Source organism: Amycolatopsis sp. (genome assembly GCF_036008905.1).
Taxonomy (GTDB): Bacteria; Actinomycetota; Actinomycetes; order Mycobacteriales; family Pseudonocardiaceae; genus Amycolatopsis.
In genome coordinates this window covers 22,505-45,391 of the sequence record NZ_DASYMU010000023.1, presented here as the reverse complement: position 1 = coordinate 45,391, position 22,887 = coordinate 22,505, and the positions used below count along the sequence as shown (strand labels likewise).

General features: G+C 68.2%; 21 protein-coding genes. 10 read left to right on the top strand and 11 right to left on the bottom strand.

Annotated elements, in window-relative coordinates; all coding sequences use genetic code 11:
- Positions 1–31: 31 nt before the first annotated feature.
- The 4 genes from VGP60_RS04485 (at position 32) to VGP60_RS04470 (ending at position 5,929) form a co-directional block, all read left to right on the top strand.
- Positions 32–745 (top strand): GntR family transcriptional regulator, encoded by a 714-nt coding sequence (locus tag VGP60_RS04485; RefSeq protein WP_327546558.1) that lies wholly within the window; start codon positions 32–34, stop codon positions 743–745.
- 109 nt (positions 746–854) lie between these two features.
- Positions 855–2,387 (top strand): NCS1 family nucleobase:cation symporter-1, encoded by a 1,533-nt coding sequence (locus VGP60_RS04480; protein ID WP_327546557.1) that lies wholly within the window; start codon positions 855–857, stop codon positions 2,385–2,387.
- 2 nt (positions 2,388–2,389) lie between these two features.
- The gene (locus tag VGP60_RS04475; RefSeq protein ID WP_327546556.1) at positions 2,390–3,124 is read left to right on the top strand and encodes an aspartate/glutamate racemase family protein; all 735 of its coding nucleotides are present in this window, start codon (positions 2,390–2,392) and stop codon (positions 3,122–3,124) included.
- Positions 3,125–3,322: 198 nt separating this feature from the next.
- Positions 3,323–5,929: a tetratricopeptide repeat protein gene (locus VGP60_RS04470; RefSeq protein WP_327546555.1), complete on the top strand. Its 2,607-nt coding sequence runs from the start codon at positions 3,323–3,325 to the stop codon at positions 5,927–5,929.
- Here VGP60_RS04470 and VGP60_RS04465 read toward each other — a convergent pair.
- A complete protein-coding gene (locus VGP60_RS04465; RefSeq protein ID WP_327546554.1) occupies positions 5,917–6,240 on the bottom strand; it encodes a hypothetical protein in 324 nt (107 codons plus the stop codon). The genes VGP60_RS04470 and VGP60_RS04465 overlap by 13 nt on opposite strands.
- Positions 6,241–6,253: 13 nt before the next feature.
- Positions 6,254–6,913 carry a Crp/Fnr family transcriptional regulator gene (locus tag VGP60_RS04460; RefSeq protein WP_327546553.1) on the bottom strand — a complete coding sequence of 220 codons (660 nt, stop codon included), beginning with the start codon at positions 6,911–6,913 and terminating at the stop codon, positions 6,254–6,256.
- A 65-nt stretch (positions 6,914–6,978) separates the two neighbouring features.
- On the opposite strand from VGP60_RS04460, the gene VGP60_RS04455 reads away from it, so the two are divergent.
- A complete protein-coding gene (locus tag VGP60_RS04455; protein ID WP_327546552.1) occupies positions 6,979–7,101 on the top strand; it encodes a hypothetical protein in 123 nt (40 codons plus the stop codon).
- Positions 7,102–7,208: 107 nt separating this feature from the next.
- Here the strand turns inward: VGP60_RS04455 and VGP60_RS04450 are convergent, their stop codons facing one another.
- The 3 genes from VGP60_RS04450 to VGP60_RS04440 all read right to left on the bottom strand — a co-directional run bounded on the left by VGP60_RS04450 (position 7,209) and on the right by VGP60_RS04440 (position 10,765).
- Positions 7,209–8,738, bottom strand: a complete 1,530-nt coding sequence (locus VGP60_RS04450; RefSeq protein WP_327546551.1) for an AMP-binding protein — start codon at positions 8,736–8,738, stop codon at positions 7,209–7,211.
- Between the two features lie 65 nt (positions 8,739–8,803).
- On the bottom strand, positions 8,804–9,925 hold the full coding sequence (locus VGP60_RS04445; protein ID WP_327546550.1) for a DUF5938 domain-containing protein: 1,122 nt from the start codon (positions 9,923–9,925) through the stop codon (positions 8,804–8,806).
- Positions 9,926–9,961: 36 nt separating this feature from the next.
- Positions 9,962–10,765 carry an SDR family NAD(P)-dependent oxidoreductase gene (locus tag VGP60_RS04440; protein ID WP_327546549.1) on the bottom strand — a complete coding sequence of 268 codons (804 nt, stop codon included), beginning with the start codon at positions 10,763–10,765 and terminating at the stop codon, positions 9,962–9,964.
- Between the two features lie 174 nt (positions 10,766–10,939).
- Between VGP60_RS04440 and VGP60_RS04435 the strand changes: the two genes are divergently transcribed.
- Positions 10,940–11,557, top strand: a complete 618-nt coding sequence (locus VGP60_RS04435; protein WP_327546548.1) for a TetR/AcrR family transcriptional regulator — start codon at positions 10,940–10,942, stop codon at positions 11,555–11,557.
- 67 nt (positions 11,558–11,624) lie between these two features.
- Here the strand turns inward: VGP60_RS04435 and VGP60_RS04430 are convergent, their stop codons facing one another.
- The 5 genes from VGP60_RS04430 to VGP60_RS04410 are packed head-to-tail and all read right to left on the bottom strand — an operon-like array spanning position 11,625 to position 17,562.
- Positions 11,625–12,281, bottom strand: a complete 657-nt coding sequence (locus tag VGP60_RS04430; protein ID WP_327546547.1) for a response regulator transcription factor — start codon at positions 12,279–12,281, stop codon at positions 11,625–11,627.
- Positions 12,282–12,327: 46 nt separating this feature from the next.
- A complete protein-coding gene (locus VGP60_RS04425; protein WP_327546546.1) occupies positions 12,328–13,956 on the bottom strand; it encodes a right-handed parallel beta-helix repeat-containing protein in 1,629 nt (542 codons plus the stop codon).
- Complete coding sequence (locus VGP60_RS04420; RefSeq protein WP_327546545.1) at positions 13,956–14,633, bottom strand: LuxR C-terminal-related transcriptional regulator; 678 nt, start codon at positions 14,631–14,633, stop codon at positions 13,956–13,958. Before VGP60_RS04420 ends, VGP60_RS04425 begins: the two co-directional genes overlap by 1 nt.
- Positions 14,630–15,880: a type VII secretion protein EccE gene (locus VGP60_RS04415; protein WP_327546544.1), complete on the bottom strand. Its 1,251-nt coding sequence runs from the start codon at positions 15,878–15,880 to the stop codon at positions 14,630–14,632. Before VGP60_RS04415 ends, VGP60_RS04420 begins: the two co-directional genes overlap by 4 nt.
- The gene (locus VGP60_RS04410) at positions 15,880–17,562 is read right to left on the bottom strand and encodes an AfsR/SARP family transcriptional regulator (RefSeq protein WP_327546543.1); all 1,683 of its coding nucleotides are present in this window, start codon (positions 17,560–17,562) and stop codon (positions 15,880–15,882) included. The genes VGP60_RS04415 and VGP60_RS04410 overlap by 1 nt, the downstream gene beginning before the upstream one ends.
- Positions 17,563–17,599: 37 nt before the next feature.
- Between VGP60_RS04410 and VGP60_RS04405 the strand changes: the two genes are divergently transcribed.
- Positions 17,600–18,274: a response regulator transcription factor gene (locus VGP60_RS04405; protein WP_327546571.1), complete on the top strand. Its 675-nt coding sequence runs from the start codon at positions 17,600–17,602 to the stop codon at positions 18,272–18,274.
- Entirely contained in the window at positions 18,271–19,524 is a 1,254-nt protein-coding gene (locus VGP60_RS04400; RefSeq protein WP_327546542.1) for a HAMP domain-containing sensor histidine kinase, read from the top strand. The genes VGP60_RS04405 and VGP60_RS04400 overlap by 4 nt, the downstream gene beginning before the upstream one ends.
- Here the strand turns inward: VGP60_RS04400 and VGP60_RS04395 are convergent.
- Positions 19,511–19,948: a hypothetical protein gene (locus VGP60_RS04395; RefSeq protein ID WP_327546541.1), complete on the bottom strand. Its 438-nt coding sequence runs from the start codon at positions 19,946–19,948 to the stop codon at positions 19,511–19,513. The two genes, VGP60_RS04400 and VGP60_RS04395, sit on opposite strands and share 14 nt — an antisense overlap.
- A gap of 61 nt (positions 19,949–20,009) precedes the next feature.
- Between VGP60_RS04395 and VGP60_RS04390 the strand changes: the two genes are divergently transcribed.
- Entirely contained in the window at positions 20,010–21,929 is a 1,920-nt protein-coding gene (locus VGP60_RS04390; protein ID WP_327546540.1) for a fibronectin type III domain-containing protein, read from the top strand.
- Complete coding sequence (locus VGP60_RS04385; RefSeq protein ID WP_327546539.1) at positions 21,926–22,885, top strand: MoxR family ATPase; 960 nt, start codon at positions 21,926–21,928, stop codon at positions 22,883–22,885. The genes VGP60_RS04390 and VGP60_RS04385 overlap by 4 nt, the downstream gene beginning before the upstream one ends.
- Positions 22,886–22,887: the final 2 nt, after the last annotated feature.

The following is a 22,887-nucleotide window of genomic DNA, read 5'->3' as shown; positions in this document are numbered from 1 at the left end:
ACACTCACGAGGTCTGCCGTAGCCTGCTCGCATGCCGGGACCCAGACGCCGCTCAGCGCTCATCGCGCGGCTGGTGAGCGAGCACCCGCACAGCTCACAGGCCGCGATCCTGGACGAGCTGCGCCGCTGCCTGCTCGACGGCGAGGTCCCGCCGGGCACGCCGATCCCGCTCGACGAGGTCGCCGCGGTGTTCGGCGTCAGTGTCATCCCGGTGCGGGAGTCACTGAAGACGTTGATCGGTGAGGGACTGGTCGAGCATCGCCCCAACGCCGGCTACGCCGTCGCCAAGCTGACTGTCGCGGAGCTGCGCGAGATGTACCTCGTGCGGGAAGTCCTGGAGACGGCGGCGCTCACCGCCGCTGTCACGTCGGCCGATGAATCAGACGACGCCCGAGCCCGCGCGGCGCACCAGGCACTCGAAGACGCGATCCTCGCCAACGACGTCCGCGGCTATCACCGGGAGAGCCGGAGTTTCCATCTCGCGCTGGTGCGTTCCTGTGGGATGCAACGGCTGTTGAAGATGCTCGAGTCCGCTTGGAACGTCACCGAGCCCGTGCAGCCGATGGCGCACGTGGCCGAGTCCGAGCGGGAAACCCTGCACCTGGACCACAACGAGATGCTGACGGCGTTCGTCGCTCGCGACACCGCGGCGCTCTTGCGCGCGGCGGGCACACACCACGGGCGGCTGCGGTCCTCGCTCGCCGGGCTGCCGACGGACACCGGGTTGTTCGCCGACCCGGAGTGACGCACGAGAATATATGATTCACGTCATGGGCACGTAATACTTCGCTCCTACCTTTCCTGGGGTACCGATTCCGCCGGGTCACCGGCGATCGACGCACCGAGGAGCAGTGATGACCGAAACAGCATCACGCGAGCACGCCCAGGACCTGGTCGAAGCAGCGGGCACGCCGGTTGGCAGCGGCCTGGTCAAACCCGGTTACGATCCCCGCCTCACCAACGAAGACCTGGCCCCGCTCGCGAAGCAGTCTTGGGGCTCGTACAACATCTTCGCCTTCTGGATGTCCGATGTGCACAGTGTCGGCGGCTACGTCACCGCGGGCAGCCTGTTCGCACTGGGGCTGAGCAGCTGGCAGGTCCTGATCTCCTTGCTGGTCGGCATTTCCATCGTGTACGTCTTCTGCAACCTGGTCGCCAAACCGAGCCAGGTCACCGGAGTCCCGTACCCGGTCATCTGCCGCAGTGTCTTCGGAGTGCTCGGCGCCAACGTCCCGGCGGTGATCCGCGGGCTCATCGCCGTTGCGTGGTACGGAATCCAGACCTACCTCGCGTCCGCCGCGCTGGATATCGTGCTGCTCAAGCTTTTCCCGGGGTTGATGCCGTACGCGATCGTCGACCAGTACGGGTTCATGGGGTTGTCGCTGCTCGGCTGGTGCTCGTTCGCGCTGCTGTGGGTGTTGCAGGCGGCGGTTTTCTGGACCGGGATGGAAACCATCCGGCGGTTCATCGACTTCTGCGGCCCCGCGGTCTACGTCGTGATGTTCCTGCTCGTCGGCTATCTGATCTTCAAAGCCGGCTGGGGCGCGGTCAACCTGAATCTGGGCGAGGTCAAGTACTCCGGGTTCGACGCGGTGCCGATCATGCTCGGCGCGATCGCGCTCGTGGTGTCGTACTTCTCCGGGCCGATGCTGAACTTCGGTGACTTTTCCCGCTACGGCAAGTCTTTCAAGGCCGTGAAGCGTGGGAACCTGCTTGGGCTGCCGGTCAATTTCCTGATGTTCTCGATCCTCGTGGTGGTGACGGCGTCGCTCACCATCCCGGTGTTCGGCGAGCTGATCACCGACCCGGTGCAGACCGTCGCACGGATCGACAGTACGTTCGCGATCGTCCTCGGCGCGCTGACGTTCACCATCGCCACCATCGGCATCAACATCGTCGCGAACTTCATCTCGCCCGCGTTCGACTTCTCCAATGTCAGTCCACAAAGGATCAGCTGGCGCGCGGGCGGCATGATCGCGGCGGTCGGTTCCGTGCTGATCACGCCGTGGAACCTGTACAACAACCCGGATGTCATCCACTACACCCTCGAGACGCTGGGCGCGTTCATCGGCCCGCTGTTCGGCGTGCTCATCGCGGACTACTACTTGGTGCGCAAGCAAAAGGTCGTCGTCGACGATCTCTTCACGATGTCGCCGGAAGGCCGCTACTTCTACCGCAAGGGCTATAACCCGCCCGCCATCATCGCCACGGCCATCGGTGCCGCCGTCGCCATGGTCCCCGTGCTGTGGACGAACGGCCCCGGCATGGCGACCACCGCGCAGTACAGCTGGTTCATCGGCATGGCACTGGGCCTGGTCGTCTACCGGGTCCTCGCGCCACGGACGCACGTCGCCACCCGCAGCCGGATCGAGGAGGCAGTGAACTAGCCGTGTTCATCAAGGTCATCAACCCGAACACCAGCCAGGGCATGACCGCCGTGATCGAGCAGTTCGCCCGGGCCGTCGCCGGCCCGGGCACGACTGTGCGTGCGGTGTCCCCCGCCATGGGCCCGGCGTCGATCGAAAGCCACTACGACGAAGCGCTGAGCGTCCCCGGAATCCTGGCCGAAATCGCGTCCGGCGAACAGGAAGGAGCCGACGGCTACGTCATCGCCTGCTTCGGCGACCCAGGCCTCGACGCCGCCCGCGAACTCGCGCACGGCCCCGTCGTCGGCATCGCCGAAGCCGCCATGCGCGCCGCGAGCTACCTCGGCGGCGGCTTCAGCGTCGTGACCACCCTCGACCGCACCCGAGGCCGCGCCTGGGACCTCGCCGACCGCTACGGCGCCCGCCGCTTCTGCCGCGGCGTCCACGCGTGCGGGATTCCGGTACTTGACCTCGAATCCGACCCCGAAACCGTCAAGAAGCTCACCACCGCCTGCCGGACCGCCGTCGAACAGGACGGGTCGGATGCTGTCGTCCTCGGCTGCGCTGGGATGACGAACCTGTGCGCGGAAATCTCCGCCGAGATCGGCGTTCCGGTGGTCGATGGTGTGCAGGCGGCGACGTTAATGGTGCAGTCGCTGGTGACCATGGGCTTGCGGACCGGCGCTCGAGGCGAGTTCGCCGCGCCTTTGCCGAAGCCCTACACCGGCTTACTGGGCGACTTCGGCACTCCCAGCTAACCCGACCGCTCCGCTGGTCGCGCCCTGCCCTTCACCGCCTCGCGAGATGTCGACATCACACGGTCTCTTACGAACTAAGAGACCGCCATCTGTCGACAGATGGCACGCCGCTTCGCGACGGGCACGCCCAACGCCCCCGACCCACCGTCTACGGCGAGCGGCGGGTGCCGGACTGTGGGCGGGTAGAGTCGCGGTCTCGTGACTGCAGTGCATCGGACGATCCTCGTGGTGGACGTCGCCGGGTTCGGCGACCCCCGGCGGACGAACCTGCATCGGGTCGCCGTCCGGCAAGGGTTGTACGAGCTGTTGCGGCTGGCGTTCCTCCGCTCGGGCATCCCGTGGGACGACTGCGACCACGAGGATCGCGGCGACGGAGTACTGGTCATGGTGCCGGCGAACGTGCCTAAGAGTGTGTTCGCCGAGTCGTTGCCGCAGGAGCTTGTTTCGGCTCTGCTCGGCCACAATCGGGGTCGAGGGGTCGAGGAGCAGATCCGGTTGCGGCTGGCGCTGCACGCCGGGGAGATCCACTACGACAAACACGGCGTGGTCGGCGGAGCGGTCAATCTTGCTTTCCGGCTGCTCGACGCGCCGGTGCTCAAGGACGCCTTGGCGGAGTCGTCCGGTCTGCTCGCGGTCATCACTTCCTCGTGGTTCTACGACGAGGTCGTGTGGCACAGCGCATCGGCGAAAAGGGAGACCTACGTCCAGGTCCGTGTGGCGGCCAAGGAGACCGACGCGGTCGCCTGGATCTGTTTGCCCGATTCCACCGTGCGTCCCTCGCAAACTCCGCTTCCCGGCCCGGACGTGCCGCATCAGCTACCCGCCAACATTCGGCAGTTCGTCGGCCGTGAGGAGGAACTCGGCAGGCTGATGGATCTGCTCGACAGCGCGGCAGGCGAGGGCACGGTGGTCATCACCGCCATCGACGGGAGCGCCGGGATCGGCAAGACGGCCTTGGCCATGCATTGGGCCCATCAGGTCAAGGACCGGTTCCCGGACGGACAGTTGCACGTCAACCTGCGAGGGTTCGATCAGGGCGAGCCGATGGACGCGGGCCAGGCGTTGCACGGTTTCCTCCAGGGGCTGGGCGTCGACGCGAACGCCATCCCTGTCGACCTGGATTCCAGGGCCGCGCTCTATCGCAGCCTGCTTGCCGAGCGGCGCATGTTGATCGTGCTGGACAACGCCAGTTCGTCGGAGCACGTCCGGCCGTTGCTTCCGGCGAGCCCGAACTGCGTCGCGATCGTCACCAGCCGCCGACGTCTTGACGGGCTGACGGTAAGGGAAGGTGCCTACCGGATCGCGCTGGACGTCATGTCCACAAAGGACTCGATGGCGTTGCTCGCGGAGCGGGTCGAGGCCAGCCGGTTCGACGCCGATCCGCTGGCGGCGGGTGAACTCGCCGAGTTGTGCGTCCGGCTTCCGCTGGCGTTGAGCATAGTGGCGGCCCGGGTGGCCGGGCAGCCGACGTGGCCGCTCCGCGGGTTTGTCCGGGAGCTGCGGGATGAACGCAAGCGCCTCGACATCCTTGATCTCGGCGACACCGATCTCAGTGTCCGCGCGGTGTTTTCCTGGTCCTACAACGTGCTTTCCCCGCCTGCCGCGAAGCTTTTCCGATTGCTCGGCGTGCATCCGGGGCCGGATATCGACGGGTACGCCTGCGACGCGCTGATGGGGACGAGCTCTCGGGAGCTGCTCAACGAACTGATCGGCGCACACCTGCTCGTGGAACACGCGCCGGGCAGGTTCCGGTTCCACGATCTGCTGCGAGCGTATGCCACCGAGCGAGCGGCGCAGGGAAAGTACGTGTCCGAGCGGGCGGAGGGAATCGAGCGGTTTCTCGATTTCACTTCCCGTCTCGCCGTGCTTGCCGATCTCACGATCCAGCCGTGCCGTGACGGCGTCGTCCGGGTCCCGGACGACGAACTCCGGGCGGGCTTTCCGGCGATCACGACCTACGCCGACGCGATCGACTGGTTCGTGGCGGAGACCACGACTTTGCTGGCGCAGATCAGGTTCGCGGCCGAACACGGGTACGCCGGGCAGGCCAGGCACTTGGCGTGGGCCTGCACCACTTATCTGCGGCGTTCCGGCCGGTGGCAGGAGCGCGCGATGGTCCACCGGACGGCACTTGCCGTGACGCGCCGATCCGGAGACCAGGCGGGTTTGGTCGCGGTATTGCGTCACCTGGCGCCCGCGGTCGCGCGCTTGGGCCGGTACGACGAAGCTCTCGGTCTCTTGCGGGAAGCGGCCGAACTGGTCGAGTCGCTGGATGACGACATGGAAGCCATCGGCGTCTATCTGGCGTTCACCGGGGTGTTCGAGGGGCAGGAGAGCTATGCCGACGCGCTTGTCTACGCCGAAAAGGCGTGGCAACTGGCACGGCGCAGCGGCAACCGCCTCCGCCAAGGCGACGTTCTCTCCACCATGAGCAAAGAGCTTTCCTCACTGGGCAGGCATTCCGAAGCGCTGCCGCTGTGCGAACAAGCGCTGGCGAACCATACGAGCCTGGATCACGTGGAGGGACAGGCGGTGGTTCTGGTCAACCTCGGCGATGTCGAGCACCGAATCGGGCGGCATGCGCGAGCGGTGTCCTGCTATCAGCGCGCCCTCGAGATCGACCGGTGGCTGGGCGACCGCTATTGGGAAGCAGTGGTGCTCGATCGCCTCGGTGACGCCTACCTCGCGACGGGCGACGAGCTGTCGGCTGAGAAGTCGTGGCGGGAAGCCGTGGCCGTCTACCGGGATCTCCGGCATTCCGGTGCGGATCGGGTGCAGGCCAAGCTGGATGCTCAGATGCCGTGAAGGCGCCGGTACTTCTCCAGGATCTCCAACGCCTGTCCGCGCATCCGGAGTTCGGCGCGGGAGCGGGCGATCTCGGCGACCTCGTCCGGTTGATGGCCGAGCCAGCGCAGGCAGTTCAGTGCCACGCTGATGACGTCGACGGCCTCCCGCGCGGCCGCCTCACGGTCTCCCGCGGCGAGGTGATGTTCGAGTTCCGTGAACTGTTCTTCGGCCGCACGCCGGAAATGGGAGAGCGGCTTCGCCCGGATTTCGTCATGTGCCTCGTCCCAGGCGTTCCAGATGTCTTGGAACGGCCCTAAATGGTCCACCATCGGAGCCACCGTACTAGTCCGTGCTTCGAAGTGCCTTGACGTCGTGCAGGACGATCCGGTGCCTGCCGGTGCTGAGCAAGCCCGCCTCGCGGAGTTTGCGCAGTTCGATGGCCACGGCGTCGCGCGAGGCGCCGATATGCGCGGCCAGGTCCTGTTGGGAGAGCGTCGATTCGATGACGCAGCCCTCTTCGGTTTCTTCGCCGAGTTCCTCGGCCAGTTCCTGCAGCCAGTGCGTCAGCCGGGTCTTGACGTCCAGGCGTGCCTGCAGTGCTCGTCGGTCGGCTTGGCGGCGGCGTTGCACCACGGCCCGGTACATCAGCGGCCACAGTGACCGGCTCTCGACGAAACCGAGCAGCTCTTCGGCGGCGATGTCCAGGCCGTCCACCTCGGTGATCGTGGTGACCTTGGCGGACCTGACCGCGGCCAGGAGGACTCCCTCTTCGCCGATGAGTTCCACTGGACCGCGGATCGCGAGGATGGTCTCCGTGCCGTCCGCGGCTTCCTGGGTGACTTTGACGTTGCCGCGCAGGATGAGCAGCGCGGAGTGCGATGGCTGGCCCTCCCAGAAAACCGCCTGGTCAGGGGGGAAATGGACCGGGGTGCCGATGGCCTCCAGCATGGTGCGTTGATCGTCGCTCAGGACGTCCATGATCCGGATCGAGCTGTCCTCCACCGGCTAAGGGTAGTTCTTCACCAACAACTTCGGCGTCGGCAGTTCCGGGCCGGTACGTTCGCCGCATGAAACGTATCGCCGTTGTCGCCATCACGATCCTCCTCGCCACTTTGGCGCCCGCCGTTGCCGCTCAGGCCACGGAGAAGCCGGTCGTCCAGTGTGAGTTCACGCCGACCACCCGCTCCTGACCCCTGCCCGGGGAATATGTCGACGCATTCCCCGCCCCGAACTTCCGAACATGTCGACATATTCGGAAGCTTGACGGTCGGAAAGGGGGCGACATATTCCGGGTGGGTCAGGGGAGGAGGCGGGATTTGACCTCGGTCTTCAGGACTTTGCCGACCTTCGAGCGCGGCAGGTCGGGCCAGAGCTCGACCTGCTTCGGCGTCTTGACGCTACCGACGCGCTCCTTCACGAACGCGCGGATCTCGTCGGTGGTCACCGTCTGACCGGCGTGCAGCTGCAGGACGGCGGTGACCCGCTCGCCCCACTTGTCGTCTGGCAATCCGATGACGGCGCAGTCCTGCACCGCCGGATGCGCCATCAGCGCCTGCTCGACCTCGGCGGAGTACACGTTGAACCCGCCGGTGATGATCATGTCCTTGGCCCGGTCGACGATGAACAGGTAGTTCTCCGCGTCGAGGTACCCGATGTCGCCCGTGTGGTGCCAGCCGAACCGGCTCACTTCCTCGGTCGCGGCCGGGTTCTTGTAGTACCCCGCCATCACCAGCGAACTCCGCACGACGATCTCGCCGCGTTCGCCCGTCGGCAGGAGATTTCCCTTGTCGTCCATGATCGCGACGTGCACGAGCGGCGCCGGCCGCCCGGCGGACGAAAAGCGTTCCCGCGCGGGCGTTCCGTCCGCGTGGAAATGATCGGCGGGTGCCATGGTCGAGATCATCATCGGCGCTTCGCTCTGCCCGAACAGCTGCGCCATCACCGGCCCGATCTTGCCGAGCGCCTCTTCGAGCCTGGCCGCCGACATCGGCGCGGCGCCGTACCAGAAGCACTGCAACGACTTCAGGTCCGTCGACGCCAGGTTTTCGTGCCCCAGCAGCATGTAGATCAATGTCGGCGGCAGGAACGTATGCGTCACACGGTGTTGCTCGACCAGTGAGAGGAACGACGTGAGATCCGGCGCGGGCATGATGACGACCTCGCCGCCGAGCGACAGGATCGGGAAACACAGCACCCCCGCCGCGTGCGTCAGCGGCGCGAGCGCGAGATACACCGGACGTCCCTCGAACGGGTAGCCCATCAGGGTCAACGCCGACATCGTCTCGAGGTTCCGCTCGGTCAGCATCACCCCCTTCGGCTTTCCCGTGGTGCCGCCGGTGCCCACCAGCCCGACCATCTCGTCGGCGGGCGTCGCTTCCCAAGGCTCGGCAGGCAATCCGTCCAGCCAGACGTCGAACGCCGTCGCACCGGGCGCGGGGCCGTCGAGGCAGATCAACGTCGTCAGCTTCGGCAGGTCCGGCAAGATCTTCGCGACCAGCGGCGCGAACGCGGCCTGGAAGATCAGGCAGCTGGTGTCGAAGAAGTCCAGCAGGTCACGGTTTTCGGCCGCTTCGTTGCGCGGGTTGACCGGGCACCACACAGCCCCGGCGCGCGCGATGCCGAACACGCAGGTGAACGCGGTCGGGTCGTTCGCCGAGAGGATCGCGACCTTGTCACCGGGACCGACGCCGGACCGATCCAACGCCCGCGCGACCCTCCAGGACAGCGCCTGGACCTCGCCGTAGGTGCGCGTGTCCCCGCCCATGGTCAGGCACGGCGAATCGGCGCCCAGTGACGCGCCCTTGTCCAGGTAGTCCATCAGACGCACAGCGAGGTCCTCGGTTTCTCGGTGGTGGAAGGGGCTTCCGGGCGACGCCCGGAAGCCCCCGGTTGTCAACCGTGGACGGTGAGCACGGGCTCGAGCACCAGCCCGAAACTCCGCAGCACGCCCAGCAGTTCCCGGTGCCCGAACGCCTGGCACGCCGACGCCAGCCCCGCGCGCTTCGGCGGTTGCTGAAGCAGCGAGTACGCGGCGTAGGCCTGCAGCAACCCGGTTTGCTTGTAGTTGCTGTTCCCGTGGATCACGCAGTGCGCGCGCCCCAAGGGACCTGAAGCGTAGACGGAATCCACGGTCGTGTTGATGCGCGGGTTCTCGCGCGGCGGCATGCCCGCCTGCACGGAGCTCGCCACCTCGGCCAGCGCGGCTTCCTGCTGCTCGGGCGGCAGCGTCTTGATCTGCGACTCGAACATCTTCACCGTGTCGACCACGCCCTGCATGACCGTGCGGTCGAAGACCCCGCCCGCGACCTTGACGTTCGCCACGCGTGGATCGCTCTTGAACCACACCGGGTGGCTGGTGCCGCCCCACGGCACGGCCATCGCCGTCTCGTGCTGCCCGGGCACCGCGACCTCGAAGGTGGTCATCGGATCCCACTTCTTGTATTCGTTCTGCTCGAGGTAGTGCCAGTCCGCGGCGAGGATCGTGAAGATCGTCTGCGTGGACGCGTAGGTCGGGAATCCCTTCCACAGCACCAAGATGTCGAGCGTATCGAGGCCGGGCTTCTCCAGGCAGATGTTCGCCGCGATTTCCCCGGTCGTGTACATCTGCGCGATACCCGGTGACAGCAGCAGGCCCTTTTCGGCATACTGCGCGCCCCAGCGGGCCTGCGCGTCGAGGACCCAGTCCTGTTCGCCGGTCGTATCGAGATAATGGCACCCGGCCGCGAGGCTGGCTTCCACGACCTCGGGGCCGTACTTGATGAACGGGCCGGTCATGTTGCTCACGACTTTGGCGCCACTGAACAGTTTCGTCAGCTCGTCGACGTCATGCGCGACCTCGACGACCTCGTGGTCCACGGTGTCGATCCCGGGGACCTTGTCGAGCACTTCCTGGATCCGGGCCTTGTCGCGGCCGGCGGCGATGAACGGGATGTTGAACTCGCGGAGGTATTCGCAGACGAGACGGCCGGTGTAGCCGGAAGCGCCGTAGACGACGACGGGTTTGTCGGTGCTCAAGGGTTCACGCCTTTCTGAAGGAGGGGGAGGAGCCCGTCACATGCCCATGCCGCCGTCGACCGGCAGACCCGCACCGGTGATGAAGCGGGCGGCGTCCGAGGCCAGGAAGACCACGACGTCGGCCATGTCGGCGACCTCGCCGAGGCGGCCGAGCGGCGTCAGGCCGACGACCCCGCCGATGGCGTCTTCCACGGTCGGGAAGAGGCCGAGGTCCACGACGTCTTGCGCCAGCTTGGCGCCCATTTCGGTGGGGACCAGGCCGGGATAGACGCAGTTCACGCGCACGCCGTAACCGAGCTTGCCGGATTCCATCGCGGCGACTCGGGTCAGCCGATCGACCGCGGACTTCGTCGCGGAGTAGCCCGCGATCCCGGGGAACGCGATGGTCGCGGCCACCGAGGAGATGTTGACGACCGCGCCGCCGTTGCCGGCCGGGCCGCCGGGACGCATGGCGCGGAAGGCGTGCTTGATGCCGAGCGAGGTGCCCAGGATGTTCACTTCGAGCATCCGGCGGATGTCCCGCGGATCGAGGTCCGCGATCAGGCCGGACAGTTCGATCCCGGCGTTGTTGACGACGATGTCCAGCCCGCCGATCTCGTCGACCGTGCGGGTGACGGCCGCTTCCCAGCTCGCGTCGTCGGTCACGTCGAGGGGGACGAACGCCGCCGTCGCGCCGGATTCGCGAAGAGCGTCGACGGTCGCTTTGCCGGTGTCTTCACGGATGTCGCCGATGGCGACTGACGCGCCCGCGCGGGCCAATGCTTCGGCCATCCCGGCGCCGAGTCCCTGGGCCCCACCTGTCACTAAGGCCTTCCGGCCGGTCAGGTCGTACACGCTCATCGGGCATCTCCTCCTTGAGATCGTGGGCGACCGCGATGTCGCCACTCCGCCGAACGGACGCGGCCGTTGTGACGTATGGCTCACCATAGCTTTCTTTGGACAGTCGTCAAGACTTTTCTGGACGACTGTCAAGATTTTTGCCGGAGCCGGGTGAGTCCCGGGTAGACTCTCCCGGTGCCCCAAGTCGAAGACCGGATCTCACGCCGCCAGGTCGACAAGTTCGCCGAACGGCGGACCCAGCTCGCCGCGGCCGCGCTCCAGACCCTGTCCGAGCTCGGTTATGCCCGGACGAGCCTGCGTGAGATCGCGCAGAACTCCGAGTTCTCCCACGGGGTGCTGCACTACTACTTCCGCGACAAGGTCGAGCTGATCACGCATTGCGTGCGGCAGTACAAGGCCGAATGCGTCAAGCGCTACGACGAGATCGTGGCCGACGCCAAGACCGCGGACGAACTCCGAAAGGGCTTCGGCGCGGCCATGGCGGGCACGCTGCGCGAGGACGCGACGCTGCACCGGCTCTGGTACGACCTGCGGAACCAGAGCCTGTTCGAAGAGGCGTTCCGGGTGGACGTGCTCGACATCGACCAGAGCCTCGAACGGATGATCTGGCGGATCGTCAGCCGCTACAGCGAGCTGTCCGGCTTGCCGCTGGCCGTCGGATCGGGGACGGCGTACGGCGTCTTCGACGGCCTGTTCCAGCAGGGCCTGCTCCGGCACCTTTCGGGCATCGAGGACGCCGCTGACGAGCTCCAGGCCAGCGTCGAACTCGTCCTCGGCCAGCTCGCGCGCTAGATATGTCGCCCCCTTTGTGACCGTCAAGCTTCCGAATATGTCGACATGTTCGGAAGTTCGGGGTGGGTCAGGGGAGGACGTAGCCGATGCCTCGGACGGTGTGGACCAAAGGGGGTGGGCCGAGTTTGCGGCGAAGTTGGGCGATCAGGACGTCCAGGACGTTCGACGTCGGCGCGACGAGCTCATCCCAAGCGGCCGCGGTCAGTTCGGCGCGGGTGACGTTGCGGCCGTCGGCGGCCAGCAGCCGGTGCAGCACGGCGAACTCCTTGCGCGTCAACGTCAGCAGCACGCCGCTCCGGCGGGCTTCGTGACGGCTGATGTCGAGTTCCAGGCCCGATCGCCGCAGCACGGGCGTCGGCGCGGTACCGGTGCGGCGGCACAGGCTGCGCACCCGCGCGACCATCTCCACCACGGCGAACGGCTTGACCAGGTAGTCGTCACCACCGCTCGCGAGCCCGGCGATCCGGTCGGCGACGCTGTCGCGCGCGGTCAGGAACAGCACCGGCACGCCCCAGCCCTCGCGGCGTCGCAGGGCGACGTAGTCCAGGGAGTCCCCGCCCGGCAGCATCCTGTCGAACACCACGCAGTCGTAGGTGTTGACGCTCAGCGCCTCGTCGGCCTGCGGCAGGTCCACGGCGACGTCGACGGCGAATCCCGCACTCCGCAGCGAAGCCTCGACGGCCACGCGCAGGTTCTCGTCGTCCTCGGTGACCAACACACGCACGAACGCAGACAGTAGCGGGCCGCGAACAGCCCGGCATCCGCGGAGCTCACTGGATGGCGGCGAGTACGTCCTCGACGGTGAGCGTCCGCAATTCCGTGACGTCCGGGATACGGCCGAGCGTGCGCAGCCGTTGGGATTGCGCCTTGCGGATCGCTTCGAAGAGCCGCCGTGCGTCGCGGGCGTTGCCGAAGTGGGGCTGCGCGGAGATCCGGGTGAAGAACTCGATGAACATCGGCGTCGCGTCCGGCGTGAGTTCGTAATCGGCTGCGGAGACCATTCGGCCGATGATGCCGACGAGTTCATCCGGGTGGTAGTCCTCGAACCGCACGGTTTTCGCAAAACGGGACGCCAGACCGGGGTTCGCGGCGAGGAAATCGAGCATTTCGTCGGTGTAGCCCGCGACGATCACGGCGACGTCGTCGCGATGGTCTTCCATCAGCTTCACGAGCGTGTCGATGGCTTCCTGACCGAAGTCGCCGCCGGATCCGCGCGAGAGTGTGTACGCCTCGTCGATGAACAACACGCCACCGCGCGCCCGCTCGAACACCCCGGCCGTTTTTTCGGCGGTGTGCCCGATGTACTGCCCGACGAGGTCGCGTCGGGACACCTCGAGGAACTCCCCGCGCGGCAGCACGCCGAGTTCCTTGAGCAACTTGCCGTACGTGCGCGCGACCGTCGTCTTCCCGGTGCCCGGCGCGCCCGCGAAAATGAGGTGATGGCTCACCGAGCCGATCGACAGGCCTGCTCGTCGGCGCCAGGTGTTGACCTGGATTTCGTCGACGAGCCCCCGGACTTCGTCCTTCACGGCGGGCAGCCCGACCATGCCGTCGAGCTCCGCGAGCAGCCCATCGACTTCTCCGACACCCGAAGCGGCTTCGATCTCAGGAGAAGCGCCGGGTGCCACGGAAATCCCTGGCTCGGCGGTGTTTTCGAGCCGGCACGCGCGCACGGAACCGTTACAGCCGGTGCCGAACGCGATCCCGACTCCGCGGACATCGGACACCGTGGTCCGGTCGATCGCCGGCGCGCTGTGGTGTGCGACGGCGATTCCTTCTTGCGCGGTATGGGAAATCGAGCAGCGTTCGACGATCGGCCGCGCGTACTGGTAGACGTAGAGCCCACGCTGACCGCAGCCGGAGATCCGGCACGAACGGATCGTCGGATCCGCGCCGAGCCCGACGATGATCCCGTCCCCGGCGACATTGTCGATCTTCGTGTCCTCAATGGTTCCGGACGCGCCCTCGACGATGATGCCGTGTTCGGCGTCGGCGATCGTGCACCCGCGGATCGTGAACTTCCCCGCGCCGCGCACGACGATCCCTGGACCCAGCGCGGCGCTGAGCGTGCACCGGGAAACGGCCAGCAAAGTGTCCTCTGTGGACACCGCTGCGGCGGTCCCGGCACGCAGGATCAGCCCGTGCAGGGTCAGCTCACCACCTTGAGCGCGCAGCACGGGCCGGTCGCCACTGGTCGCGTCGAGGATCACCTCGCTTCCTTCGGCCGCGCGCAAGGTGAGGTCACGCCCGACGAGTTCGAGCGTCTCGGCGTAGGTCCCGGCGGCGATGGACACGACCGTCCCATCAGGACAGTCCGTCAGCGCTTCGCCAATGGTCGGGTAAGCGCCGTGGCGTTGGGCGTCGACGAGCACCGTGCGCCCGGTGGCCGCTGACGGCATCAGCCCGCCCGTTCCATCAGCCAACCGCGGTCGGCGGCCTTGGCTCCGGCCTGGAACCGGCTGCGCGCGCCGAGCCGGTTCATGATGTCGGCGACCGTCCGGCGCACGGTCCGCACCGAAATACCGAGCTGTGCGGCGGCGGATTCGTCCGTGCTGCCCCCGAAAAGCAGGGTGAGCAATTCACGCTCGCGCAGGTTCAGCTCGGCCGCGTCCGGCAGCTCCGACGCGATCAGCGGTACGGCCGAGGGCCACACGCGCTCGAAAAGCTCGATCGTCGTCGTGACCACGCTTGGCAGCCGGAACATCGCGACGCCGCCGGAGCGGTCCGACGGCAGCACGGTGAGCGTGCCGTCGATGACGAGCGCGTCCATCGGTACCTCGGGCATCGTGCGGACGTCCGCGCCCGCCAGCGCGAGGCTGCCCAGCTGCGTCGAAAGGCCCGGCGTGGTGCGGGCCCGGTCCGGGACGACGACCCGGTATCGCACGCCACGGCGGAGGTTGTCGTGGTCGACCTTGCGGAACGTGGCCAGTGGCCCGGGAAACGCCGTCGACGACGTGCGGGCCACCAGCACCTCGCGGGTCGCGGACGCCAGTTTCGCGTCGATACCGGAGTGCGTCTGGGTGCCGTCGGCGGGACGCAGCAGGGAAAGGCGGGCAGGAGCGGTGAGTGTGTTCACAGTGGATTCCCTCCGATGGGCAAGGTGGCGGCGACGGCGAAACCGTGCTGCCCGTCGAGTCGTTCGAGTCGCAGGCCGAAGTTCGTGCCCAGCCGCTGCAGTTCTCCGGCGGCGGTGTCGACGGCGTGTTCCGAGGTCGCGGCGATCCGCAGGACGGTGGTGGCTCCGGCGACACCGATGGTGATCGCGGTGCCCGGCGCGGCGGACAGCAGACGTCCGAACACCGGGCCGTGTCCCGTTCCCGGGAGTCCGACGACCCGGAATCCCGCCTGTGCCACCGGCCCGGCCCGCCAGAACCGCCAATCTTCACTGATGGCACCACGATCGGAACCGGTGTGGGTGAGCGCCTCCAGCGTGGTCTGGAAGTCCTCTTCGGACAGTGCGTCGGCGGGAAGATTGGCGCGGGAAAGCCGGCGCAGCGTGCGCCGGACGGCGTTGGCGAGAGCCGTTTTCAGCTCGTCGTCGTGGAAGGTGCTGACATCGCGCCGGACGCGGACGGCGTACCACGCCCGTGGCGGCCGGTCGCGCTGCGGACCGGCGTGCAGCACCAGCTGCCCGCCGAACTCCGGCATCGACGGATCCTGTTCGGGCAGCAGGGAGTTCGACGCGGCCGCGTCGACGAACTCCGAGGTCGTCGACCTCGGCCGCAGCAGGGCGATGACCTCGCCGGGGCGGCTGAGCAGTCCGGTGGGAATCCCGCCGATCTCACCGGTGCCCAGCATTGCCCCGGGGGCGAACATCGGCAGCAGCGCGTTCTGCTCGCGCTGTTCGAGGTCGTGGCGCCGCCGATGCAGCAAATACCCGGTGCCTCGCGCCAACCAGGACGACAGCCACTCTCCGCGGAACCGGACCGCGCTGACGCCGATCAGCGCCGCGGCCGTCACACCGAGCGCGGTGGCGACCGGCCACGGCCGGTCGACGGCGAGACCGCCGGCGACGAGCGCGAGCTGCCAGCAGACGATCCGCAGCACCGGGATCCGCCTCCGGGCAACGGTTTCCTGAACCGGTGGGACGAACTCGGCCGGTCGAGGCGCGGCTTCGACGGTCTGCGTCGGCCGGACCCCGCCCGCCCGCACCGCGGCGGAGACGATCATCCGCGATGGTGCGGCGGCCCGGGGAGCCGAAGCAGCCTGCGCGGGAGCCGCGGCGACCACGGTCGCGACCGGAGTCACCCGGGTTGCCGCCAGAGCCGGAGCCGGCGCGGGCGCGGCCTGGGACAGGGTGTACACCGCTGATTCCTGGGTCATCACGCGATCCTCACCACCCGCGGCAGCGCCGCGAGCTGACAGGCCTGCGCCCGGACCAGCGGATGCGTGCGGTACCGGACGGTGACGTCGAGCAGGTGCCGGTCGACGAGACTCTCCAGCAGCCGGCGCGTTTCCGCGTGACCGAGACCGAGCGTTCTCGCCGCGAGCCGGACGTCGAACTCGGCAGGCAATTCACCGAGCGCGCGGAACGCGTTCAGCTCCGCCGGGCTGAGCTGGGCACTCACTTCTTCGAACAGGCCGAGTTCGGCGACCCACTCGGCAAGATCGGCTCCGGTCCACAAAGGACGAGTCTGGAGTCGGGTCGCCGCCGCGCGCAACGCACCCGGAAGCCCGCCGCACGCGCGCACGACGTCGTCAACGCAGCTCCGGGCATCCATACCAAGCAGCTCAGCGGAATCGTGGTCATCAAGGGGCGCAAGGGAGATCTGCTCGGCGCACTCCAGACGCCAGCCCCGGTTCCGGGTCGTGATCAGCATCGAGCTCGCGGAAGCCCCGGGAAGCAGCGGCCGCACCTGGCGGTCGTCCACGGCGTCGTCGAGCACCAGCAGCACCCGCCGCCGGGTCAGCTCCGAGCGCCACCGCGCGGCACGTTCGTCCACATCGGATGGAACACTCGCGACCCCGATCCCGCGCAGCAGCCGGCCGAGCACCTCGCCGGGCTCCGGCGACGTCCGCAGGTCCACGAAGAACTGCCCGTCCGGGAACCGTGGAGCGAGCTGGTAGGCCGCGTGCACGGCGAGCGCGGTCTTCCCGACGCCCGTCATCCCGTCGATCACCACTACCGGCGCCGACCGCAGGACCGCCATCTCCCTTGCCCTGCCGACGAACTCGGTTACCTCGCGCGGCAATTCCCGCTGAGCCACGAACCGAGGCGCACCGGCAAGCGCCTTCCGATGCGCCTCGACGAGCGCCGGACCGGGTTCGACGCCGAGCTCCTCGGCCAGCACCGACCGGGCCCGCCGGTAGGCCGCGAGCGCTTCGCTACGACGTCCAGCCAGCTGCAAGGCCGTGACCAGCTGAGTCCACGCGTCCTCGCGCAACGGGTCCTCGGTGGTCAGCTCCCGCAAGGCGTCGATCGCCTCGAGCGGCTGCCCCAGCGCCAACCGGGCTTCGGCGAGCATCTCCCGCAGTTCCCGGTGCAGCTCACCGAGCCGATCGGCGGCGGCCCAAGCCGTCTCACCGGCGAGACCTTCATACGGCTTGCCACGCCACAGCGCGAGGGACTCCTCCAGCACCGGCACCGCCGCCGCCCACGAGCCCCGCGCGATCGCGCGCCGCGCCACCACGGCCTGCTCCTCCACCCAGCGCGCGTCGAGCTCAGCGGGCTCCACCCGCAGGCGATACGCGCCAGGACGGCTGTCGATCGGCGTCGGCAGCACCCGGCGCAGGTTCGACACGTACGTCTTCAGGTTCGCCTCCGCCGAGGCCGGCGCGACCTGTTCATGCCATGTCGCCTCGATCAGCTGATCCGCGCGCACCCACGCGTTAGGGTGCAGGAGCAAGGTCGCGAGCACCGTGGCGGGCTTGCCGGCGCCGAGTTCGAGTACCGCGCCTTCGTGGCCGCGTGCCTCGAGCGGTCCCAGAACGTGGAAGAGCACCTTGTCCACACCCCCGTCGTCGAGCCGCTCGCGCGGCGCCGTCCCCTTGCTTGCGCCTACCATCCCTCCCGACATATGAGGTTTTGATGACATGACCGGGATGAGGACGCCCGTGCGGGTGATGGTGGTGGAGGACGACGAAGATCTGCGTGTCGCCGTCACGGCCGAACTCGGCTCGGCGGGGCTCGTGGTCGACGGCGCGGAGAGCATCGCGGCGGCCGACACGGCGTTCGCGCGCGAGCACTACGACTGCGTGGTCTTCGACAGGATGCTGCCGGACGGCGACGCCATCACCTACGTCCACCAGCGCCGCCAATCCGGCTGGGCCGTCCCGGTACTGTTCCTGACCGCGCGCGACAGCCTGGCCGACCGCGTCGCCGGGTTCGACCACGGCGGCGACGACTACCTCGTGAAGCCGTTCGCCGTCGCGGAGATGACCGCCCGCGTGCTCGCGCTGTGCCGCCGGGCGGGCAGCGGGCGCCCGTCCGTGCTCCGCCACGCCGACCTCGAAGTCGACTGCGCGCGCCGGGAAGTTCGCCGCGCGGGCGTGCTGCTCACCTTGAGCGACAAGGAGTTCGCGGTGCTGGAGTGCCTGATCGCGCGGCCTGGTGAGGCCATCGCGCGCACCGACCTGATCGAGCACTGCTGGGACACCCAGACCGATCCGATGTCCAATGTGGTCGACGTCGTGGTCAAACGACTCCGCAAGAAACTGCGCGAGCCCGAGCTGATCCACACCGTCCGCGGCCGGGGCTACCGGCTGGCGGCTTCGTGAAGGGCTCCTCCGCGGACGGCCTGCGCCGGCTCAGGCTGCTGCTGACGCTGTTGTTCACCGCGATGAACGCGGCCGGGCTGATCCTGTTCGCCTGGCTCGTGATCCGCGACGACGCCCGGCAGGGGGAGCAGCGGCTCGACGCCGACCTGCGCACGGTGACCTCCACGGTCCAGCGGCTGATCGAATACGACAGCGGTGCGATCGTGACCGCGCGCGTCAGCGAGGACGAACTCAACGGCCAGTGCCCGCAGTTCGCGATCCTCCCCGGCGGGGCCACGCCGTTCAAAGGCCACGTCAGCGCGAATCGCTGTGTGGCGGTGGACAATTCGGAGCTCACCCGGATCGCGAGCATGGCCGTGAGCAGCGGGAACCTCGTCAACGGCTTCATCAGGGGGACCGGCGGTGAGTTCGTGCGGGTGTACGCGGAGCCGTTCCGGAACCCGGCGCTGCAGTACATCGGCGCGGTGGTCGCGACGAGTGACGCGGGGCCGGAGGAGTCCCGGCACGACGAGCGGTCGCTGCTGATCGTCGGCGCGTGCGTGGTGCTGATCGGCGTGGTCGCCGCGGCCGGGCACGTGATCTCCGGCCGCGCGATCCGGCCCGCGGTCGCCGCACTGGAACAACAGGAAGTGCTGCTCGCCGAGACCGCGCACGACCTCCGCACGCCGGTCGCCGCGCTGCGGGCACTGGCCGAGACGGCGTTGCGCAACCCCGCCCAGCGCGCGGATCTCCTGCCGCGGACGGTCCGGCTCGCCTCCCGGATGGGCAGCATCATCGACGGCCTGCTCGTGCGCGCCCGGCTCGCGGCGGGTGTCGAACAGCTCGCGATCCAGCCGGTGTGGCTCGACCAGCTCGTCGCCGGGGTCGTCGAGGACACCCAGACCGAAGGTGCCCAGGTGACGCTGACCGCGGCCCCGACCAAGGTCGACGCCGACCCGGTGCTGGTGCAGCGCGCCATCGCCAATCTGCTGGACAACGCCCTGCGCTACGGGCGCCAGCCCGGCGCTGACGCCATCGTGCACATCACCGTGGCGGGCGGCCGGGTCACCGTGGCCGACCACGGGCCGGGGATCGACGCGGCGCTCGCCGAGCAGGCCTTCGACCGGTTCAGTGGCAGTGGCGGGTCCAGTGGTCTGGGCCTTTCGATCGTCCGGTGGGTGGCCCAGGCCCACGGCGGGGTGCTGCGGGTCTACAACGCCGAGGACGGCGGCGCGATCTTCGAACTGGTGCTGCCCGTCAGCGGACCGTGAAACCCTGCCACGGCGGCAGACTCGTCCAGCCCGACGCCGTCCGGTAGGACAGGTAGTAGGAGTAGAGCCCGGGCCGGGTGAACTGCTGGGTCACCACGAAATCCTGGTCCGCGGTGCCGAGGTCGTAATTCATCGACGGCTGAAAGTCGTGAAAGGCGCCGAGTTCGTCGCGCACCTTGACCACCAGGGTTTCCAGGCGCACCGGCCGGTCGGCGGAGATTCGCGCTCGCGCTGTCACGACTTGTCCCGCGACAGGTGCTTTGGGCTCTATCGCGAGGGAACCAAGAATGGTCAACGGCCCGTTCGCGGTGGGTTCCAGCAATTCCGGTTCACCCGTTCGAGTGACGGCGAACCATAACGCGGCGATCAGGACCGGGATCGCGAGCAGGCCGACGACCAGCGAAGCCCGGCGTGAACGGAGCACCGCCGACCTCCTGTGTACGGATAATGAACCGAAATTGTATGCCGTACTTTACGCTGATCACGTGAAATGGACGGCCATTCTTCCACGATCCGGCGGCACCGGGACGGGTTCGCGCTTCGCGCGCTTACCGCTGGTGCTGTTGGTCGCTTCTTGTGTGGCGGCCGTCACGGTCGCCTTGTCCGGCGCGGCCGCCCCGGTCCGCGGAATCGAATTCAGCCAAGCCGGCCATTGGATCGCCAATCCCGCGCTCGGGCTGCTTTTCCACATCAACGGCGCGAGCAAGGACGTCGACGTCCAAGCGACGGTGCCCGGTCTCGAACCGGGCAGCCAGGTCGTCCAGGGGGACACCAACGGCTACGTCGTCGGCGGCGCGAAGGTGCTCGAGTTCGGCAAGTCGAGCCTGGCGGTGGAGAAGTCCACCGAGCTGCCGACGGGCGAACTCCCCGTGGCCATCGAGGTGGCGGGCGGGCCGTACCTGGTCTTCCGCCAGGCGGGCCGGGTCGTCCGCCTCGGCGAGCACGGCGCCACCATCTCCGCGAGCGGCAGCCTCGGCGATCCGGTCGCCTCCCGTGACGGCACGCTGTGGGTGAACCGGCTCGACACCGGCTCACTGTGCCAGCTGCCGAAGGACGCCGAGGCGTTCTCGTGCCCGGCCGTCGCGCCGCAGGGCCACACCGGTGGCCTCACCATCGTCGGCGACAAGCCGGTCTTCGTGGACACCGCCGCGGACAAGCTCATCAGCATCGGGGCGGCCGGGCTCGGTGACTCCGCCGACATCGGCCTCGACGTGCCGCCGACGGCCAAGCTCGCGTCTTCGGACGTGGCCGGCCGGGTCGCGATCCTCGACCCCGCGGCGCATCGCATGCACCTCATCGACACCGCCGGGCTGTCGAAGGACCGCCCCCGCGTCGCTCCGGTGACCATCGACCTCCCGGCCGGGGAGTACTCGGGCCCGGCCGCCGCCGGATCGTCGGTCGTCCTGCTCGACCGCGGGAAGAACTCCTTGCTGACCTACGGCAGCGACGGCAAGGACCGCAAAGAGACGGCGATCCCCGTCGAGTCCGGTGACCCGCGGCTGACCCGGGGCGAGGACGAGCGCGTCTACGTCGACGGCGCCGAGGGCAAGCACGTCGTGGTCGTCGATCCCGACGGTTCTGTCAGTCAGGTTCCCGTGGTGGGCCCCGAAAAGCCGGTGGAATCCCGCTCACCGGTGGCACCGCCCGTCGAGAAACCCGATACGCCGACCGGCCAGCCGGCGAACCAGCCCGGGCAGGAATCCCAAGGCAACCAGGGCGCGAAGCCCCCTGTTCAGCCGAAACCGCCGACCAAACCCAAGCCGACACCGACGTCGACACCGAAACCGCCGCCGGATCCGCCTGCCCCGCCCAAGGAACAACCGGCGAGCGTGCCGGGCGCGCCCGCGAACGTCACCGCCAAAGCGGGCCCCGGAACCGCGACGATCAACTGGGGTGCGGCTCCCGCGAACGGTGCAGCTGTCACGGCCTATCACGTCACGTGGAAACCCACGTCCGGCACCGGTGGTTCGGCCACTGTGGACGGTGGGACGCGCAGCCGCGTGCTGACCGGCCTGACCGGCGGCGTGGCGTACCAGGTGACCGTGGTGGCGGAGAACAGCGCCGGGCAGGGATCGGCCGGTTCCGTCCGGATCACACCGACGTCGACCAAGACCGTCACCATCGCTCGCGGCCGGGCCGAAACCTATCCCGCCGAAGGCTGTACCGGGGCGAACTGCGCGTTGATCAAAGTGATGATGAAGGGTTTCAAGCCCAACACCAGCTATCACGTCGATCCGCGCTCCACCAACACCGATTACGGCAACCCCGGCAAGACGCTGGACACCGACGAAAAGGGTGACCTCACCTTTGAAGCCTTCCATTACGGCATCGTCGGCTCGCAGGTCTGGGTCGTCGTCGACGGAATGACATCCAATCGCATCACGTGGACTCGGGGGACCGGATGAGCATGTCCAACGCTGGCGAGGTCTACAAACTGATCTCGGACAACGTCCAGCGGGTGATCCGCGGTAAGCCGGAGGTCGTGCGGCTGGCCATCGCGGCGCTGTTCGCGGAGGGGCATCTGCTCATCGAGGACGTCCCGGGGCTCGGTAAGACGACGTTGGCACGGTGTCTCTCCCGCAGTATCGGCGGCAAGATGACCCGGATCCAGTTCACGCCGGACCTCCTGCCGGGCGACATCACGGGAGTGACGGTCTACCACCAGAAGGACGAGCGGTTCGCCTTCCACCCCGGTGGGATCTTCGCGAACATCGTGGTGGCGGACGAGATCAACCGTGGTACGCCCAAAACGCAGTCCGCGCTGCTCGAAGTGATGGCGGAGCGGCGGGTCACGGTGGATTCCGTCGGGCGCGAGGTACCACGGCCGTTCCTGGTGGTGGCCACGCAGAACCCGATCGAGATGGAGGGCACCTACCGGCTGCCCGAAGCCCAGCTCGACAGGTTCCTGATGCGGTTGTCCGTCGGCTATCCGGACGTCGATTCCGAAGTGTTCGTCATCATGAGCGACTGCGCCGGGGTGTCCGCGGACGATCTGTCGCCCGTAGTCGACATTCCCACGCTGCAGAACGCGATCGCCGAAGTACGCGGGTCCTATTTGGACCGTGAGGTGTGCGTGTACGCGGCCCGGCTCGCCGGCGCGACCCGTGAGCATTCCGCCGTGCGGTTCGGCGCGAGCCCCCGCGGGAGCATCGCGCTGGTGCGGGCCGCCCAGGCGCTCGCCGCGACCGACGGCCGCCACTTCGTCACGCCCGACGATATCAAGGACGTCGCCGTCCCGGTGCTCGCGCACCGGCTCGTCCTGACGCCCGAGGCCGAGCTCAACCAGCGTGGCACCGACGAGATCATCGGTGAGGTGCTCGCCGCGACACCGGCGCCCGCCGCCAACGCACTGGGCCGCTGAGC

Bases quoted from the DNA above. Each gene is read 5' to 3' on its own strand.
- VGP60_RS04410 (WP_327546543.1), bottom strand. From the start codon at position 17,562: ATGGTAGGCGCAAGCAAGGGGACGGCGCCGCGCGAGCGGCTCGACGAC.
- VGP60_RS04440 (WP_327546549.1), bottom strand. From the start codon at position 10,765: ATGAGCGTGTACGACCTGACCGGCCGGAAGGCCTTAGTGACAGGTGGG.
- VGP60_RS04480 (WP_327546557.1), top strand. From the start codon at position 855: ATGACCGAAACAGCATCACGCGAGCACGCCCAGGACCTGGTCGAAGCA.
- VGP60_RS04405 (WP_327546571.1), top strand. From the start codon at position 17,600: ATGAGGACGCCCGTGCGGGTGATGGTGGTGGAGGACGACGAAGATCTG.
- VGP60_RS04485 (WP_327546558.1), top strand. From the start codon at position 32: ATGCCGGGACCCAGACGCCGCTCAGCGCTCATCGCGCGGCTGGTGAGC.
- VGP60_RS04455 (WP_327546552.1), top strand. From the start codon at position 6,979: ATGAAACGTATCGCCGTTGTCGCCATCACGATCCTCCTCGCCACTTTG.
- VGP60_RS04415 (WP_327546544.1), bottom strand. From the start codon at position 15,880: ATGACCCAGGAATCAGCGGTGTACACCCTGTCCCAGGCCGCGCCCGCG.
- VGP60_RS04465 (WP_327546554.1), bottom strand. From the start codon at position 6,240: ATGGTGGACCATTTAGGGCCGTTCCAAGACATCTGGAACGCCTGGGAC.
- VGP60_RS04425 (WP_327546546.1), bottom strand. From the start codon at position 13,956: ATGCCGTCAGCGGCCACCGGGCGCACGGTGCTCGTCGACGCCCAACGC.
- VGP60_RS04385 (WP_327546539.1), top strand. From the start codon at position 21,926: ATGAGCATGTCCAACGCTGGCGAGGTCTACAAACTGATCTCGGACAAC.